Below are 15,475 nucleotides of genomic sequence, written 5' to 3' on the forward strand. Positions count from 1 at the left end.
GTCAGGCGGCGGGTGGCTCGTAGGGGTAGACGGCCCCCGGCGGGTCCTCGCCGACGACACCGTCGAACGCCTCGCGGATCAGGTCGGCGTGGCCGGAGTGGCGCGCGTACTCCTCGATGATGTCGACCAGCAGCCGGCGCAGGCTGAGCGCCTCGTCGGGGTCGCCGCCGTAGCCATATTCGATCTTGACGTCGAGGCCGCCCTTGGCCAGTGCCCGGGCGATGGACGCGCGGCTGCGCGCGACCGCGGCGTGCCACAGCGCGTAGAGCGCCTCGGGGGAGTCGTCGGCCGCCGAGTGCCAGGGCCAACCGGAGTCGTTCTCCCAGTCGACCGTGTCCCACGGCGCGACCAGGTCCTCGCCGAGCAGCATGGTCGTGAACTTGAAGTCCTCGATGAAGGCCAGGTGCTTGACCAGCCCGCCCAGCGTGATGGCGGAGACGCCGACCCTGGCGGACAGGCCCTTCTCGTCGAGCCCGCCGACCTTCCAGGCGAAGGTCGCGCGCTGGCGCTCGAGGCTGCCGAGCAGCGTCGCGACCTCGTCGCCGGCCGCCGGAGGGCCGGAAATCTCCTGGTTGTCTGTCATGGTGGTGAACCTACCAAGGATGTTGATCGGTCAGCAGACCTTGTGAACCCAGTCGAACGGGTCGGATCGTCGTCCGTACTGGATGGACAGCAGTTCGTGGTGCAGCCGGCGCATGACCGGACCGGGCGTGCCGTCGCCGACCCGCCAACCACCCGCTCGCGAGCGCACCTCGCCCACCGGGGCCACCACCGCGGCGGTGCCGCACGCGAAGACCTCGGTCAGCGCACCCGACTCGCAGTCCGTGCGCCACCGGGCGGCGGAGACCCGGCCCTCCGCGGCCTCCATGCCCAGGTCACGGGCGAGCGTGAGCAGGCTGTCGCGGGTCACCCCGGGCAGCAGCGCGCCGGTCAGGGCCGGCGTGACGAGGCGGGGGCGGTCACCTCCGTACACGAAGAAGAGGTTCATGCCGCCCATCTCCTCGACCCAGGCGTGCTCGGCGGCGTCGAGCCAGACGACCTGGTCGCAGCCCTCCTCGGCGGCCTGTTGGCTGGCCACGAACGCCGCGGCGTAGTTGCCGGCCGCCTTGGCGGCACCCGTGCCGCCCGGTGCCGCGCGGACGTAGTCGGCACAGAGCCAGACGGTCAGCGCCCGTGGGCCGGCCGGGCCGAAGTACGGCGCGACGGGGGAGGCGATCACGCAGAAGAGGTACTCGCTCGACGGGTGGGTGAAACCGAGGCCGGGCTGCGTCGCGATCATGAACGGCCGCAGGTAGAGGCTCCGGCCCCAGCCCTCCGGCACCCACTCGCGGTCCCGGGCGACCAGCAGCTCGATCGCCTCGACGAAGGTGTCGACCGGCAGGTCGGGCATCGCCAGGCGCCGCGCCGACCGGTTGAAGCGCTCGGCGTTGGCCCGCGGGCGGAACAGCGCGATCGACCCGCCGTCCTGCCGATACGCCTTCATGCCCTCGAAGATCGCCTGGCCGTAGTGGAACACCGACGTGGCCGGCAGGAGCGTGAACGGTCCGTACGGCTCCAGCCGGCCGTCGTGCCAGCCCCGCTCCCGCGTCCAGCGCACGGTGACCATGTGGTCGGTGAAGACCTGGCCGAACCCCGGGGGAGAGGTGAGCACGGCGGCCCGCTCGGCGGCGGGCAGGCACCGCTCGTTGACGGCCTCGTCGAACGCGATCACGGCCCGACCGTAAGGCGCGGTCGGCGCGCGCGTCCTGTCGCGGGAACGGGGGACCCGGTCAGGCCGCCGACCAACCGATCGGGTCGACCGGCCCGGCCCGGGGCGGTTCGGGGACCAGCCGGCCGAGCAGCGCGGCGCGGGTGAGCTCGGCCTTGTTGCCCACTCCGAGCTTCGCCCGGATCCGCTTGACGTAGGTGTCGACGGTATGCGGGCTGATGCCCAACCTCGTGGCGATCTGCCCGTGGGTCAGACCCCGCGCGATCTGGCGCAGGACCTGCTCCTCGCGCTCCGAGAGCTGGGGGCAGGACGGCTCGGGACGTTCGACCACCGGACGCTCGACCACGGGGCGCTCGGTCACCAGCGCGGTGCCGCAGTCGCCGGGCAGCACATAGGAGCCTGACGTGACGGCCCGGACCGCGTCGACCACCCGTTCGGCGCTCTCCCGCTTGCTGATCACGCCGGCCGCGCCGGCACGCAGGTAGGCGGTGTCGGCGACCGGCTCGTTGTCGAGCACCAGCACCGAGGTGCAGGTGGCGACCCGGGTCACCTGGCTCACGTCGTCGAGCGTGTCGACGTCGATCAGGACGGCGTCGGCGAGCCAGGACGTCTCCTGGTCGGGCGAGGTGTGCACCGCGAGGACCTTGATGCCGGCGTTGTTCACGGTCTCGGCCAGACCGACTAGGAAAATGGGTGAACTGACCATCAGATCGACGCGTATCACTAATCCCCCCGGCGTTCCTGTTCCAACCATGTCGATGGTTTCGTGCCAGCGCCCCGCGCGCTCCTTACTGTCTCAATAGGACACTCAGCGTCCGCACAGCTTGTCGTACCAGCGATATCGAAGCTATCAGGACGGGTGTCACGATCGGGTCCCCGCTTCAAGGGACGGGATGGTCGGGTCGGCCAGGCACCATCCTGACTCAGCCTCGCGCGACGCGCCATGGCCGCGGGTGTGTCCACGCGGAATCGATGGCGGTCACGCTGCGCTATCCCGGCCGGTACCTGCATCGGGGGACGTGAACCCGACAGCGCGACGACCCACGATGAGCGCAGGCGCGCAAGACCGCCATTACCGATACCCCCTTTTCGTCCGCATCGGCGATCCGACGTCACGGAGGAGCCGTGGGCTCTGCCGTCCCGTTTCCCGCAGCCGGCCGCGTCGCTCTGGTCAGCGGCGGGGACAGTGGCGTCGGTCCGCAGCTCGTGCGGCGCCTCGCCGAGCTCGGCATGCGCGTCGTGCTCGGCAGCCGCTCGGCGGAGCACGGCCGACGCGCGCTCGACGCGCTGGGCGACCTGGCCGACCGCGTCGCCGTGCGCCAGCTCGACGTGCGGGATCCCGACAGCGTCCGGCGGGTCGCGGCCTGGTTGCGCGAGCGGCTCGGCGGCTGTGACGTGCTCGTCAACGACGCGACCCACCGCCTGCCCGGCGACCGGGGCGCGGCCGGAGCCGACCTGGACGTCGTGCGCCGCACCCTGGACGCCAACCTGCTCGGCCCGTGGCGGCTGACCCAGGCGGTGGCGCCGATGATGCGGGCGCAGGGGTACGGCCGGGTGGTGACCGTCTGCGCGGACCACTACGGGCAGGCGGCGTACCGGGTGTCGCACTCGGCCGTCCAGACGCTGACCACCGAGCTCTCGGCCGAGCTGGAGGGCGTCGGGGTCCTGGTCAACGCCTGCTGCGTGCGACAGGTGCCGGTGCCGCGCGGCGCCCGGACGCCGCTCTGGCTGGCCACGCTGCCCGACGACGGGCCGACCGGCCAGCTCTACTGCTCACCCGCCGGTTGACGGCGGTCTCATCCCCGCTTCCGGGGACACCTCGCCGGCCGGACCGGTCGGTAGCGTCCCTCGCATGAACGCGAGCGGCACAGGAGCGCTGCTCGCGACCAGTGACCTGCACGTGGGCCACCCCGCCAACCGCCGGCTGCTGGAGCGGCTGTGGCCCGACTCACCGGACGACTGGCTGATCGTCGCCGGCGACGTGGGCGAGCGGATGGCCGACATCGAGTGGGCGCTCGAGCTGTTGGCCGGGCGGTTCGCGAAGGTCGTCTGGGCGCCCGGCAACCACGAGCTGTGGACGGTGCCCCGCGACCCGGTGACACTGCGCGGGGCGCACCGTTACCAGCACCTCGTCGAGCTGTGCCGCTCGTTGGGGGTGGTGACGCCCGAGGACCCGTACCCCGTGTGGTCGGGTCCCGGCGGACCGGTCGTGGTGGCCCCGCTGTTCCTGCTCTACGACTACAGCTTCCGGCCGGCGGGCTCGGCGACCAAACAGGACGCGCTGGACCGCGCCTACCAGGCCGGGGTGGTGTGCACCGACGAGCTGCTGTTGCACCCCGACCCGTACGCCAGCCTGGACGAATGGTGCGCGGTGCGGGTCGCCGAGACGGACCGGCGGCTCTCCGCGGTGGACCCCCGGCTGCCGCTCGTGCTGGTCAACCACCATTCCCTGGTGCGCGAGCCGACCATGGTGCTGCGCTACCCGGAGTTCGCGCTGTGGTGCGGCACGGAGCGCACCGCCGACTGGCATCGCCGCTTCAACGTCGTCGCCGTCGTCTACGGGCACCTGCACATCCGCCGGACGACCTGGCACGACGGACTCCCGTTCATGGAGGTCTCGGTCGGCTATCCCCGCGAGTGGGCCGAGCGCCCCGGCGGCGAGGCCCCGCGCCCGCTCCGCGTGCTGCCGCTGCCGACGGTCGCCCATGCTCGGTGAGCTGCTGCCGCCGGCCGTGCGCGTGGTGGAGGTCCACGACGACCCACCCGGGATCGAGCTGTACGACCAGGAGCGGGCGCTGGTGGCCCGCGCGGTCGAGGCCCGTCGCCGCGAGTTCACGACCGGCCGCCACTGCGCCCGCACCGCCCTCGCGCGGCTGGGCTTCCCGCCGGTCGCGATCGCGAAGGACGGCCGGGGCGGTCCGCTGTGGCCGCCCGGAGTGGTCGGCAGCATCACCCACTGCGCCGGCTACCGCGCGGCCGCCGTGGCCCGCGCCGCCGACCTGGCCGCCGTCGGGATCGACGCCGAGCCGGCGGAGCCCCTGCCGGCGGGCGTGCTCGACCTGATCTCGCTGGAGGGGGAGCGGAAGGAGCTGGCGTGTCTGGCCGCGGCCTGGCCCGGCGTCCCCTGGGAGCGGCTGCTGTTCAGCGCCAAGGAGTCCGTCTACAAGTGCTGGGCGCCGATCGCGGGCACGTTCCTCGACTTCGACGGCGCGCACGTGCGGTTCGACCCGCCGACGTCGTCGTTCGTGGCCCGGCTGCTCGTGCCGGACGCGGAGGTGGTCGCCGGGGCGGAGGGCGAGCTGCACGGCCGTTTCGCCGTGCGCGACGGCCTGCTGGTGACCGCGATCGCCCGAGTGGCCACGGCCTGACCGGGCTCAGTCGAAGCGTTCGCCCATCGCGGCGAGCATGCGGTCGAGCTCGTCGCTCAACCTGCCCTCGCCGCGGCGCTCCAGCCAGATGTCGGTGCCGACGCGCAGGCTGGCGGTGAACGCCGCGGCCATCAACCGGGCGCGCAGCGGGTCGCCCATGCGCCTGGTCAGGTCCGCGGCCACGTCCTCCTCGAACGCGGCGTGGCGGGCCAGCTGCTGGCCGGTCAGCGACGGGTGGCGGCGGACGAGGCGGCTCTGGGCGACCCACTCCGGGTCGGGCTCGCCTTCCTCGTCGAACAGGGCGCGGGTGCTCGCGCGGATCGCCAGCCAGGCCGACTCGGTCGCCGGGCGGTTGCGCAGGGCGAGCAGGAAGCGGTCGAGGCGCTCGCGCTCGCCGTGCAGGAGGGCGTCCTCCTTGTTGGCGAAGTAGTTCGAGAACGTGCGCCGGGACACCTCCGCGGCGTCGACGATGGCTTCCACCGTGACCTCGGTGAGGCCACGCTCGATTGCCAGCTCCATCGCCGCGCGATGGAGGGCGTCGGCGGTCGCCGCCTTCTTGCGCTCGCGCAGGGTCTGAGCCTCCGCCGTCGCTGTCTCCACGCCTTGCACGATATCGCGCGATGATGAGCATTGCTCAATGCGCAACTTTGCACATCGAGAAATCTGATGGCAAGCTGAACGCGAATGTCGCTCGTGAGCGGGGTGTGGCGCCTCACGCCCGGGGCGGCAAGGATGGGACCAGGCCCGGAAAGGATCGAAGCGGGATGGGTACCTCGGTGGCGCGGCACCCGGACGAGGAACACTACGGTCCGGCCGTACGCCCGATGAAGTTCGAACGCGGCACCGACGGCCCGCGGGTGGTCATGGTCGGTGTCGACGGCACAGAGACGTCCCTGCGCGCGGCCGCGTCGGCGTTCGGCGTCGCCCGGCGCCAGGGCTGCGGGCTGACCATGGTCTTCGTCGCGGCGCCGGGGCTGCTGGCCTCACTCGCGCCGCAGGTCGGCTACGCGCAGCAGGAGGCGTTCGAGGAGGTCGCGGCCGAGCTGCGCGCGGAGGCGCACCGCGCGGCCGAGGAGTACGGGGTGCCGATCACCCTGGTCACCCGGCGCGGCGACGCGTTCTCGGAGCTCGCCGCGGTCGCCGACTCGATCAAGGCCGACTTCGTCTTCGTCGGGGCGTCCGCACAGGCCGGCCACAAGTTCGTCGGCTCGATCGCCACCCGCCTGGTCCGTCTGGCCCACTGGCCCGTGGTGGTCGTGCCTTAGGGCCGGGCTCGTGGTGGTCTCGTGGCAGAGGCCGCCGGTGCCTCGTCGGAGCACCAGCCTGTCCGCGAGGCGGACCTAGCGGCGGCTGTCATAGGACTCCCGAGCCTCGAAGACGTCGTCGAGCTTGGCCTCGACCCAGCGGGTGAGGGTCCAGACCTGGTCGGCGACCTCGCGGCCCAGCGGGGTCAGGGAGTAGTCGACCCGGGGCGGGATGACCGGCTTCGCGTCGCGCAGGACGAAGCCGTCGCGTTCGAGGGTCTGGAGCGTCTGCGCCAGCATCTTCTCGCTCACCCCGCCGATCGCGCGGCGCAGCTCGCTGAAGCGGTGTGAGCCGACGCGCAGCTCGGCGAGCACCAGCACGCCCCAGCGGCTGGTGACGTGCTCGAGCACCGCGCGGGACGGGCAGTCGACGCGGTTGACGTCGGGGACCTGGACTTCGCTTACGGCCACGTCAGTACCTTACTTGAAAGTGGGTACTTACGACAGTGCCTGTACCAGACGTAGCGTTAGTGGCGCCCCACCAAAGCGACGTAAAGGGACGAAAACCACCATGAGCATCGTCATCACCGGCGCCAACGGTCAGCTCGGCCGGCTGGTCATCGCGGACCTGCTGGCCCGCGGCGTGCCGGCCGAGGAGATCACCGCCGTCGTCCGCACTCCGGAGAAGGGCGCCGACCTCGGCGTCCGGCTGCACATCGCGGACTACGACCAGCCGGAGACGTTCGCCGGGGCGTTCGCGGCCAGTGACCGGGTGCTGCTGATCTCGGGCAGCGAACCCGGCCGGCGCATCCCGCAGCACCGGGCGGTGATCGACGCCGCCAAGGCGGCCGGGGTGGCCCAGCTCGCCTACACCGGCATCTTCGGCGGGCCGGCCGCCTGGTTCGCCCTCGCCGACGACCACCGCGGCACCGAGAGCCTGATCGTGGAGAGCGGGCTGCCCTACACGTTCCTGCGCAACAACTGGTACTCGGAGATGTACACCGGCGACGTCGCGGGCATCATCGCCCGGGGCGCGGTGGCCAACGCCGTCGACCCGTCGAGCCGCATCGCGACCGCCGCCCGCAGGGACTACGCGGCGGCGGCGGCCGCAGTGCTCACGGGAGACGGTCACCTCAACGCCGCCTACGAGCTCAGCGGCGACACCGCGTGGACGTTCGGCGAGTTCGCCGCCGAGGTCAGCCGGCAGAGCGGCAAGCCCGTGGCGCACGCCACCCTCGCGCCGACCGAGCTCAAGGCGGTCCTGCTCGGGGTCGGCCTGCCCGACGGGTTCGCCGACGTCCTGGTCGAGGTCGACGACGCCATCAACAAGGGCGCGCTCGCGGGCACGCCCGGCGACCTGGCAAGGCTGATCGGCCGCCCGACCACCCCGATCGCCGACACCCTCGCGGACGACCTGGCCAAGCTGAGCTAAGGGGTGTCGCATGGGTCATGCCGGCACCCCGCCGGGCCCAGACGACGTCCGACGGCACGCGGAGGTGGGCCGGATACAACGCCGGTGTCCGACGCACCTCCGCGCATGCCCGGACGTCGCCCGGGCGTCGTCGCCCTAGCTCCGCCGCAGCCGAATGGTCGCGATCTGGAACGGGCGCAGCCGCAGTGTCAGGCCCTCGCCGAGGGCGTCCCGTTCCCGGTCGCGCTCCAGCAGGTCGGTCTCGGTCGCGCCCGCCACGGCGAAGGACGGTGCGAGCGTGGCCGTGGCCCGGCCGCCGAGCGCCTCGTAGACCCGCAGCACCACGTCGCCGGAACCGTCGTCGGCCAGCTTGACCGCCTCGACCACCACCGACTCCGGCGGCGACGACACCACGTGGGCCAGTGGCTCGACCGCGGCGCCGCGGACCGTACGCAGGGGCAGGTTGAGCTCGTAGCCCGCCCGCACCGCGTCGACCACGTCCGCGCCGGGCACCAACGAGTAGCGGAAGACGTGCCGGCCCTGGTCCGTCGCCGGATCCGGGAACCGCGGTGCCCGCACGAGCGACAGCCGCACCACGCTCGCCGTGCCGCCGCCGGCACGCGGAACCCGCTGGACGTCGTGCCCGTAGGTCGAGTCGTTGGCCAGCGCCACCCCGTAGCCCGGCTCGGCGACCCGCACCCACCGGTGCGCGCACACCTCGAAGCGGGCCGCGTCCCACGACGTGTTCTCGTGCGTGGGCCGGGTCAGGTGCCCGTACTGCGTCTCGAACTGCGCCCGGTCCGTGTGCACGTCGACCGGGAACGCGACCTTGAGGAACTTCTCCTGCTCGTGCCAGTCCACCTCCACCCTGAAGTCGACCCGCCGCGCACCGGCGGCGAGGGTGATCTCCTGCAGCACCGTGGACGCCCCGAACGCCCGCGAGATCCGCACTGTATCCCCGGCCACCGACAGTTCCGTCACACCATCTACATCGGACACCAGCGAGCGGTAGAACGGGTCGACGTCCCACGCGTCCCAGCGGTTGGGCTCGTCGCGGTGCAGCTGGAGCAGGTTGCCCGGCCCGGCCAGCACCTCGCGCCCGGCCACCAGGTCGAGCACCGACACGACCAGCCCGCGCGCGTCCACCTCGACCCGCAGGAGGCCGTTGTCGAGCTGGACGCCGTCGGAGACCGTGACGACACCCGACACCGCCGGCGGGGGAGCGGCGCCGAGCGCCGGCACGCCGTCGCGGGCGAACGGGGAGGCGTTGAACGACACTTCGTGCTCTCCGCCGCCGGCGAGAGCGGCGACCGCACCCGAGATCAACGTCTCCAGGGAGGCCGCGACGGCCGCGTAGGTCGCCTGGGCCTCGCGGTGCACCCAGGCGATCGACGAGCCCGGCAGGATGTCGTGGAACTGGTGCAGCAGCACGGTCTTCCAGAGCCGGTCCAGCTCGTCGTGCGGATAGGGCACCCCGAGCCGCACGGACGCGGTCGCGCACCACAGCTCCGCCTCGCGCAGCAGATGCTCGGCCCGCCGGTTGCCCTGCTTGGTCGCGGCCTGCGAGGTGTACGTGGCCCGGTGCAGCTCCAGATACAGCTCGCCGACCCAGACCGGCGCGGCCGACCCGTACTCCTCCTCCGCGGCGGCGAAGAAGGACGCCGGCGCCTCGACCGCCACCCGCGGTGACCCCTCCAGGTCGGCGAGACGACGGGCGCGGGCGAGCATCTCCCGGGTCGGCCCGCCGCCACCGTCGCCGTAGCCGAACGGCAGCAGCGACCGGGTGGCGTCGCCCTTGTCGCGGAAGTTGCGCACCGCGTGCGCGAGCTCCGCGCCGGTCAGCTCGCCGTTGTACGTGTCGGCCGGCGGGAAGTGCGTGAACACCCGCGTGCCGTCGATGCCCTCCCACCAGAACGTGTGGTGCGGGAAGCGGTTCGTCTGGTTCCAGGAGATCTTCTGGGTCAGGAACCAGCGCGTCCCGCTGAGCGCCACGATCTGCGGCAGCGCGGCCGAGTAGCCGAACGAGTCGGGCAGCCACGCCTCCCGCGTCTCGATGCCGAACCTCTCGAGGAAATACCGCTTCCCGTGTACGAACTGGCGGGCCATCGCCTCGGAGCCCGGCATGTTGGTGTCGGACTCGACCCACATCCCGCCGACCGGCACGAAGCGCCCCGCGCGGACGTGTTCGGCGACCCGCGCGAACACCTCCGGGCGGTGCTCCTCCAACCACGCGAACTGCTGCGCGGAGGACATCGCGTAGACGAGGTCCGGATGGGTGTCGAGGAGATCGGAGACGTTCGACGCGGTACGCGCGACCTTGCGCACGGTCTCCCGCAGCGGCCAGAGCCAGGCCGAGTCGATGTGCGCGTGTCCGACGGCGGTGATCCGGTGCGCGCTGGCGTGCGCGGGCCGGGCGAGCACCGGTCCGAGCGCGGCGCGGGCGGCCTCGGCGGTGCCGGACAGGTCGGCCGGGTCGAGGGCGTCCATCGCGCGCGACAGCGCCCGCAGGATCTCGTGCCCGCGCGGCTCCCCGGCCGGTAGCTGGGCGCGTAGCTCCGCCAGCACCTGCAAGTCGTGGACCAGCTCGGCCAGTCCCTCGTCGCGAACCGTGACGTCGGCGCGGGCCAGGCGGTAGAGCGGTGCCTCGCCGGCGGTCGCCCGGTCGCCGAGCCGGGTCGGGCGGAAACCGTCGAGGATGGTCGGGTTGGCGGCTGCCTCCACATAGAGGTCGACGGCCCGCCCGGTGACCGGCACCCAGTCGTTGCGCGGGTGCAGTCCCTTGTGGACCGAACCGTCCGGCCGGTAGACGAGGCCCTCGGCCTGGAAGCCGGGGGACGCGGTGTTCCAGCCGAGGTCGACGACGAGCTCGACGCGGCTGCCGGCGGGCAGGTCGGGCACGGTGCCGGTCAGCCGGAACCACGTCGTGCCCCACGGCGGTCCCCAGGCGCCGCCGACCGGGAACGGTTGGAAGTCGCCGCCGGCGAGCGCGGCGGCGGGTGGCACCGGCTCGCCCGGCACGTGCCAGGCGGCCACGTCCAGGCCGGCGACCACGCGGTGCACCGCGGGCCGGAGCCGGTCTGTCAGCAGGCGGGTCAGCCGATCCTCGACAACGGTCCGGTCGTCATGCACGCGCGTAGCTTATCGATCACGTACGCCGGCTGATTCGCCGTTTTTGCCGGATTGGTCGGCCTAGCGTCGGTGGGGTGCAGGTATGGAACACGCCGCGTGACCGGCTCGGGCTCGAGTGGCGGATCGAGGTCCGGGACACCGGCCGGGTCGACGTCTTCCGCCGCACGGGCCGCCGGGTCGGCAACGCCCCGCTGCGCCACCCGCGCGACCTCTACGAGCTCGGCGGTTGGCTGGTCGAACGCGGCATCGACCCGGAGCGTCTGATGGCCGCCTGACCCGATCGACGTGACTCGTTTCTCAGTGGGAAAACTTGCCCAACGCGCAAGATCGGGAGCATGCTGGGGGAGATCGACCAGTCTCGGAGGGATCCCCCTGCCATGAGCACCACCACGACCACCGCCGGCCCCGTCACGGAGTCCGGCGCCATGAGCCACCGGCAGACCCTGGAGGCCCTCAGCGGGCTGCTCCTCGTGCTGTTCGTCGCCCTGGTCAGCAGCACGGTCGTCTCGACCGCCCTGCCCCGCATCATCGGCGAGCTCAACGGATCGCAGACCCAGTACACGTGGGTGGTCACGGCCACCCTGCTGACCGCGACGGCGACCACGCCGATCTGGGGCAAGCTCGCCGACCTGTTCAACAAGAAGCAGCTCATCCAGATCTCGATCGTGATCTTCGTGATCGGCTCGGCTATCGCCGGCATCAGCCAGAACGCCGGCCAGCTCATCGCGGCCCGCGCGTTCCAGGGCATCGGCGTCGGCGGCCTCCAGGCGCTGGTCCAGGTCGCGATCGCGGCGATGATCCCGCCCCGCGAACGCGGCCGGTACAACGGCTACCTCGGTGGCGTGATGGCCCTCGCGACGGTCGGCGGCCCGCTGCTGGGCGGCCTCATCGTCGACACCTCGTGGCTCGGCTGGCGCTGGTGCTTCTTCGTCGGCGTGCCGATCGCGATCGTCGCCCTGGGGCTGCTCCAGGCCACCCTGCGCCTGCCGACGATCCGCCGCGACAACGTGAAGATCGACTACCTCGGCGCGACGCTGATCGCCGCCGGCGTCAGCGTGCTGCTGATCTGGATCTCCTTCGTCGACGGCACCTTCGCCTGGCTGTCGTGGCAGACCTTCGCGCTCGTCGGCGTCGCGGTGGTGCTGCTGGCGCTGGCCGTGCTCGTCGAGAAGCGGGCCGCGGAGCCGGTCGTGCCGCTGAACATCGTCAAGCAGCGCACCACGGCCCTGTCGATCCTCGGCAGCCTCGCGGTCGGCATGGCGATGTTCGGTGGTGCCGTCTTCCTCGGCCAGTACTTCCAGATCGGCCGCGGCTACTCGCCGACCGAGGCGGGCCTGCTGACCATCCCGATGATGGCGGGCGTGTTGCTGTCCTCGATCATCGCCGGGCGGATGATCTCGAAGTCCGGCAAGCTCAAGCCGTACATCGTGACCGGCGCGATCGTGCTGGTCGCCGGCTTCGCGATGCTCGGCACCATCGACCACGCCACGTCGCTGGTCTTCGTCGGCGCGGGCATGCTCCTCGTCGGCATCGGCGTCGGCATGACCATGCAGAATCTGGTCCTCGCCGTGCAGAACACCGTGCACCTGAAGGACATCGGCGCGGCCAGCTCCTCGGTGGCCTTCTTCCGCTCGCTGGGCGGCACGATCGGCGTCTCCGTCCTCGGTGCGGTGCTGGCCCACCGGGTGACCGACCAGATCACCCACGACCTGGCCGCGGCGGGCGTCCCGGCCGGCGGCTCGTCGTCGGGCACGAGCGCGCTCAACCTCAACGCGCTGCCGGACGCGGTGCAGCACATCGTGCGGGCCGCGTACGGCGACGCCACCGGGCACATCTTCCTGATCTCGGCCGGCATCGCCGTGGTCGGCGTGCTCGCGGCGCTGCTGCTGCGCCCGGTCACCCTGCGCACCAGCCTCGACCTCTCGGACACCGAGCGCTCGGTGTCCACGGCCGCCGGCGCGATCGACGGCGTCGCCGACGCGGAGGAGCCCGCCAGGCGGCGCTAGCCGTCTTGCGTGCCCGGCGGACAATGGAGTCCGCCTACGCGGCCGGACCTAGAAGGAGCACGCTGTGCAGATCGACGGCGTCATCAGCGCGATCGTCATCGGACTCGTCATCGGCGCGCTGGGCCGGCTCGTGCTGCCCGGCCGGCAGCGCGTCGGGTTCTGGTTGACGCTGCTGATCGGCATCGCCGCCGCCCTCGTCGGCACGGGCATCGCCTCGGTCTTCGGCGTGGCCGACACCGACAACATCGACTGGATCGAGCTGGCCCTCCAGGTCGCCCTGGCCGCCGGCGGCGTCGCGCTGGTGAGCCGCCGCAGGGACGGGCAGCGGAGACTACCCCGCTACCCGTCCCGCTGACGTTCCTCAGGCGCAGGCGGCGTAGAGCCGCCGGGTGCCGGTGGTGTAGGCCGCGCGGTCGCTGAACCGGCAGCCGTAGTCGGGGGCCGCCACGGACCTCGGGTCCAGGCGGTCTCCCGCCGGCTTGCGGTGGTGGCGCACCCAGGAGACCAGGTCGTCCCAGGCGGTGCCGACCTCGGTCGGGCTGAACTCGCAGTGCTCGGTGCTGCGGATCGCCCGCTGCACCACCAGCCGGCTCCGGCCGTTGCGGTCGACGTCGGCCTTGTACTGGAGCTCGTTGCCGAACGGCACGAACAGGTCGCCGAGGCCGTGCAGGGACAGCACGGGCACGCGCGGCCGGCCCTCGATCCTCGGCACCTGGGTGAGCCGGCTCGACAGCCGCTGGAAAGGCTCCTCCGGCGCGACCCGGCGCACCTCCCGGTTGACGTCGACCGGCGCGTTCGGGGTGTAGCGGGTGAACAGGTTGGTCGAGATCAGCCCCGGGTCCTGCGCGGGTGTCTCCGACGCCGCCGCGGGCGCACTGAGCGAGAACAGGAAGTTCTTCCAGTACGCGAACGCCGCCGCCGCGCCGGGCCGCTGCCCGCCGCTCTGGTTGACGGTGATGTCGCGGAACTGTCGGCCCAGCGCGTTGGTGGGCTCGGGTGCGACCGCGGTGATCGTCGCGATGCCGAGCTTCTGCTGCACGGCCGGCACGACGGTGGTCAGGTAGTCGGCGCCCGCCGGGTACGTGGTGATGTCGCTGAGCGCCTCGGCGGTGAGCTGGTAGTCGAGGAAGTAGTCGATCAGCCGCTGGTCGCCCATGACGCCGCACATCGGCAGGCCGCCGTCGTACAGCTTCGGGTATTCCTCCAGCGACCGGCCGATGACGTAGCCGCCCATCGAGACGCCCGCGATGTACGTGCGGTGCGGCCGGCGTACGACCGTTTCGAAATGGTCGGTGAGCTCCTTGGTGCTGACCACGCCGGCACGGATGTCGAACCCGTTGCCGGAGTAGGACGACGCCGCCCAGGCGTAGCCCTGGTCCAGTAGGCGTTGGCGCAGCCCGAAGGCCGGTGGGTCGACGGTCAGCACGGTGCCCTGACCGCGGTAGCCGTGCGCCCACATCACCAGGTCGCCGTTCCAGCGGGCCGGCACCTCGATGATGTACGCGGCGTGCCGGTGCGTGCCCTGGCGCACCGTCGTCGTGCGACCGTCGACGGTGGCCGGGGTCAGCGGCGGGTTGACGATCGTGTAGCCGGGCAGGGGTTGGTCGCCGGGGGTGCCACCGGCCGCCGCTGTGGTCGGGATGGCGGTCACGGCGGTGGCGGCCGCCACCGTGCAGGCCAGGACGCGGAACAGGAGGGTACGGCGCATCGACGCGCTCCTCCGAGAGGGGGCAGGGAAATCGACGGTAGGCATCCTGGCTGACGGGTGTCAATACTGCACTGGCAGTGCGAAAACCTCGTCCGGCCACGCGCCCTCGTCCGGCGGCCTAACGTGGCTTCCGGGGAGCCGGCATGTTGCTAGGGAGGCGTCCCGAGCGGGTCGTCCTGGACGGCCTGCTGGACGCGGTCCGGGCGGGGGAGAGTCGGGCGCTGGTGGTGCGCGGCGACCTGGGCATCGGCAAGTCCGCACTGCTCGACCACCTGGCCATGCGCGCGGCCGACTGCGAGGTGATCTACGTGGCCGCCGTCCAGCCGGAGCTGGAGCTGGCCTTCGCCTACCTGCACCAGGCCTGCACGCCCAACGCCGACCGTTTCGACACCCTGCCGGAGCCCCAGCGCGACGCCCTGACGATCGCCCTCGGGATGCGCTCGGGTCCGCCGCCGGACCGGTTCCGGGTCGGGCTCGCCGTGCTGAGCCTGCTCTCCGAGGTCGCGACCGACCGGCCGCTGGTCTGGATCGTCGACGACGCGCCGTGGGTGGACCGCGCCTCGCTCCAGGCGATCGCGTTCGCCGCCCGCCGGCTGCGGCGCGAGGCGGTCGCCATCGTGTTCGGCACCCGTCCACCGGGTCCTCCGGAGTTGGCCGGCTGCCGACGCTCGACGTCACCGGCCTTCCCGACGACGACGCGCGGGAGCTGCTGCGGACCGTGCTGCCCGGGCCGGTGGACGAACCGGTGCGCGACCGCATGGTCGCCGAGGCCCGGGGCAACCCGCTGGCCCTGCTGGAGCTGCGGCCCACGCCCGGCGACCCCGGTGAGACGCCGCTGCCGGCCCGGATCGCATCAGCTCCCGCCGCGACCTGCGCCACTGACTCGTCGTTGACCACCCCG

At 72.4% G+C, this 15,475-nt stretch carries 16 protein-coding genes; 9 read left to right on the forward strand and 7 right to left on the reverse strand.

All coding sequences use genetic code 11. The annotated features are described in order from the left end of the window. Position 1: 1 nt before the first annotated feature. From AB0J88_RS09985 to AB0J88_RS09995, 3 genes are read right to left on the reverse strand one after another with little or no spacing between them, the layout of a single operon-like run. Positions 2-583 (reverse strand): DinB family protein, encoded by a 582-nt coding sequence (locus AB0J88_RS09985; RefSeq protein ID WP_364346468.1) that lies wholly within the window; start codon positions 581-583, stop codon positions 2-4. A gap of 30 nt (positions 584-613) precedes the next feature. Beyond that, positions 614-1,711, reverse strand: coding sequence for a branched-chain amino acid aminotransferase (locus tag AB0J88_RS09990; RefSeq protein ID WP_364346466.1), 1,098 nt, complete (start codon positions 1,709-1,711; stop codon positions 614-616). A gap of 58 nt (positions 1,712-1,769) precedes the next feature. Continuing rightward, positions 1,770-2,414 (reverse strand): response regulator transcription factor, encoded by a 645-nt coding sequence (locus AB0J88_RS09995; RefSeq protein WP_364346464.1) that lies wholly within the window; start codon positions 2,412-2,414, stop codon positions 1,770-1,772. Between the two features lie 419 nt (positions 2,415-2,833). Between AB0J88_RS09995 and AB0J88_RS10000 the strand changes: the two genes are divergently transcribed. From AB0J88_RS10000 to AB0J88_RS10010, 3 genes are all read left to right on the forward strand, one after another. Continuing rightward, complete coding sequence (locus AB0J88_RS10000) at positions 2,834-3,496, forward strand: SDR family NAD(P)-dependent oxidoreductase (RefSeq protein ID WP_364346462.1); 663 nt, start codon at positions 2,834-2,836, stop codon at positions 3,494-3,496. Between the two features lie 64 nt (positions 3,497-3,560). Beyond that, positions 3,561-4,424 (forward strand): metallophosphoesterase, encoded by an 864-nt coding sequence (locus tag AB0J88_RS10005; protein ID WP_364346460.1) that lies wholly within the window; start codon positions 3,561-3,563, stop codon positions 4,422-4,424. Continuing rightward, positions 4,414-5,076, forward strand: coding sequence for a 4'-phosphopantetheinyl transferase superfamily protein (locus AB0J88_RS10010; protein ID WP_364346458.1), 663 nt, complete (start codon positions 4,414-4,416; stop codon positions 5,074-5,076). Before AB0J88_RS10005 ends, AB0J88_RS10010 begins: the two co-directional genes overlap by 11 nt. A gap of 6 nt (positions 5,077-5,082) precedes the next feature. On the opposite strand, the gene AB0J88_RS10015 is transcribed toward AB0J88_RS10010, so the two are convergent. After that, on the reverse strand, positions 5,083-5,676 hold the full coding sequence (locus tag AB0J88_RS10015) for a TetR family transcriptional regulator (protein WP_364346456.1): 594 nt from the start codon (positions 5,674-5,676) through the stop codon (positions 5,083-5,085). A gap of 164 nt (positions 5,677-5,840) precedes the next feature. Here AB0J88_RS10015 and AB0J88_RS10020 point away from each other — a divergent pair, with 164 nt between their 5' ends. Beyond that, positions 5,841-6,341, forward strand: a complete 501-nt coding sequence (locus AB0J88_RS10020; protein WP_364346454.1) for a universal stress protein — start codon at positions 5,841-5,843, stop codon at positions 6,339-6,341. A 75-nt stretch (positions 6,342-6,416) separates the two neighbouring features. Here AB0J88_RS10020 and AB0J88_RS10025 read toward each other — a convergent pair whose 3' ends face one another. Next, a complete protein-coding gene (locus tag AB0J88_RS10025) occupies positions 6,417-6,791 on the reverse strand; it encodes a helix-turn-helix domain-containing protein (RefSeq protein WP_364346452.1) in 375 nt (124 codons plus the stop codon). Between the two features lie 100 nt (positions 6,792-6,891). On the opposite strand from AB0J88_RS10025, the gene AB0J88_RS10030 reads away from it, so the two are divergent. Beyond that, positions 6,892-7,752: an SDR family oxidoreductase gene (locus tag AB0J88_RS10030; protein ID WP_364346451.1), complete on the forward strand. Its 861-nt coding sequence runs from the start codon at positions 6,892-6,894 to the stop codon at positions 7,750-7,752. A gap of 135 nt (positions 7,753-7,887) precedes the next feature. Here the strand turns inward: AB0J88_RS10030 and AB0J88_RS10035 are convergent, their stop codons facing one another. Continuing rightward, positions 7,888-10,860, reverse strand: a complete 2,973-nt coding sequence (locus AB0J88_RS10035; protein ID WP_364346449.1) for a glycoside hydrolase family 38 C-terminal domain-containing protein — start codon at positions 10,858-10,860, stop codon at positions 7,888-7,890. Positions 10,861-10,934: 74 nt separating this feature from the next. Here AB0J88_RS10035 and AB0J88_RS10040 point away from each other — a divergent pair, with 74 nt between their 5' ends. The 3 genes from AB0J88_RS10040 to AB0J88_RS10050 all read left to right on the forward strand — a co-directional run bounded on the left by AB0J88_RS10040 (position 10,935) and on the right by AB0J88_RS10050 (position 13,221). Next, positions 10,935-11,135, forward strand: a complete 201-nt coding sequence (locus AB0J88_RS10040; protein ID WP_364346447.1) for a hypothetical protein — start codon at positions 10,935-10,937, stop codon at positions 11,133-11,135. A 102-nt stretch (positions 11,136-11,237) separates the two neighbouring features. Next, positions 11,238-12,866 carry an MDR family MFS transporter gene (locus AB0J88_RS10045; protein WP_364346445.1) on the forward strand — a complete coding sequence of 543 codons (1,629 nt, stop codon included), beginning with the start codon at positions 11,238-11,240 and terminating at the stop codon, positions 12,864-12,866. Between the two features lie 64 nt (positions 12,867-12,930). Continuing rightward, entirely contained in the window at positions 12,931-13,221 is a 291-nt protein-coding gene (locus tag AB0J88_RS10050; protein WP_364346443.1) for a GlsB/YeaQ/YmgE family stress response membrane protein, read from the forward strand. Positions 13,222-13,227: 6 nt separating this feature from the next. On the opposite strand, the gene AB0J88_RS10055 is transcribed toward AB0J88_RS10050, so the two are convergent. Next, positions 13,228-14,574: a hypothetical protein gene (locus AB0J88_RS10055; protein WP_364346441.1), complete on the reverse strand. Its 1,347-nt coding sequence runs from the start codon at positions 14,572-14,574 to the stop codon at positions 13,228-13,230. A 143-nt stretch (positions 14,575-14,717) separates the two neighbouring features. Between AB0J88_RS10055 and AB0J88_RS10060 the strand changes: the two genes are divergently transcribed. After that, positions 14,718-15,467: an ATP-binding protein gene (locus tag AB0J88_RS10060; RefSeq protein WP_364346439.1), complete on the forward strand. Its 750-nt coding sequence runs from the start codon at positions 14,718-14,720 to the stop codon at positions 15,465-15,467. Positions 15,468-15,475: the final 8 nt, after the last annotated feature.

Source organism: Asanoa sp. NPDC049475 (assembly GCF_040676915.1).
Taxonomy (GTDB): domain Bacteria; phylum Actinomycetota; class Actinomycetes; order Mycobacteriales; family Micromonosporaceae; genus Asanoa.

What these genes read in the sequence shown, in the direction of transcription:
- AB0J88_RS10030 (WP_364346451.1), top strand. Translation starts at nt 6,892, where the DNA reads ATGAGCATCGTCATCACCGGCGCCAACGGTCAGCTCGGCCGGCTGGTC.
- AB0J88_RS09995 (WP_364346464.1), bottom strand. Translation starts at nt 2,414, where the DNA reads ATGGTCAGTTCACCCATTTTCCTAGTCGGTCTGGCCGAGACCGTGAAC.
- AB0J88_RS10010 (WP_364346458.1), top strand. Translation starts at nt 4,414, where the DNA reads ATGCTCGGTGAGCTGCTGCCGCCGGCCGTGCGCGTGGTGGAGGTCCAC.
- AB0J88_RS10055 (WP_364346441.1), bottom strand. Translation starts at nt 14,574, where the DNA reads ATGCGCCGTACCCTCCTGTTCCGCGTCCTGGCCTGCACGGTGGCGGCC.
- AB0J88_RS10020 (WP_364346454.1), top strand. Translation starts at nt 5,841, where the DNA reads ATGGGTACCTCGGTGGCGCGGCACCCGGACGAGGAACACTACGGTCCG.
- AB0J88_RS10045 (WP_364346445.1), top strand. Translation starts at nt 11,238, where the DNA reads ATGAGCACCACCACGACCACCGCCGGCCCCGTCACGGAGTCCGGCGCC.
- AB0J88_RS10060 (WP_364346439.1), top strand. Translation starts at nt 14,718, where the DNA reads ATGTTGCTAGGGAGGCGTCCCGAGCGGGTCGTCCTGGACGGCCTGCTG.
- AB0J88_RS09985 (WP_364346468.1), bottom strand. Translation starts at nt 583, where the DNA reads ATGACAGACAACCAGGAGATTTCCGGCCCTCCGGCGGCCGGCGACGAG.
- AB0J88_RS10005 (WP_364346460.1), top strand. Translation starts at nt 3,561, where the DNA reads ATGAACGCGAGCGGCACAGGAGCGCTGCTCGCGACCAGTGACCTGCAC.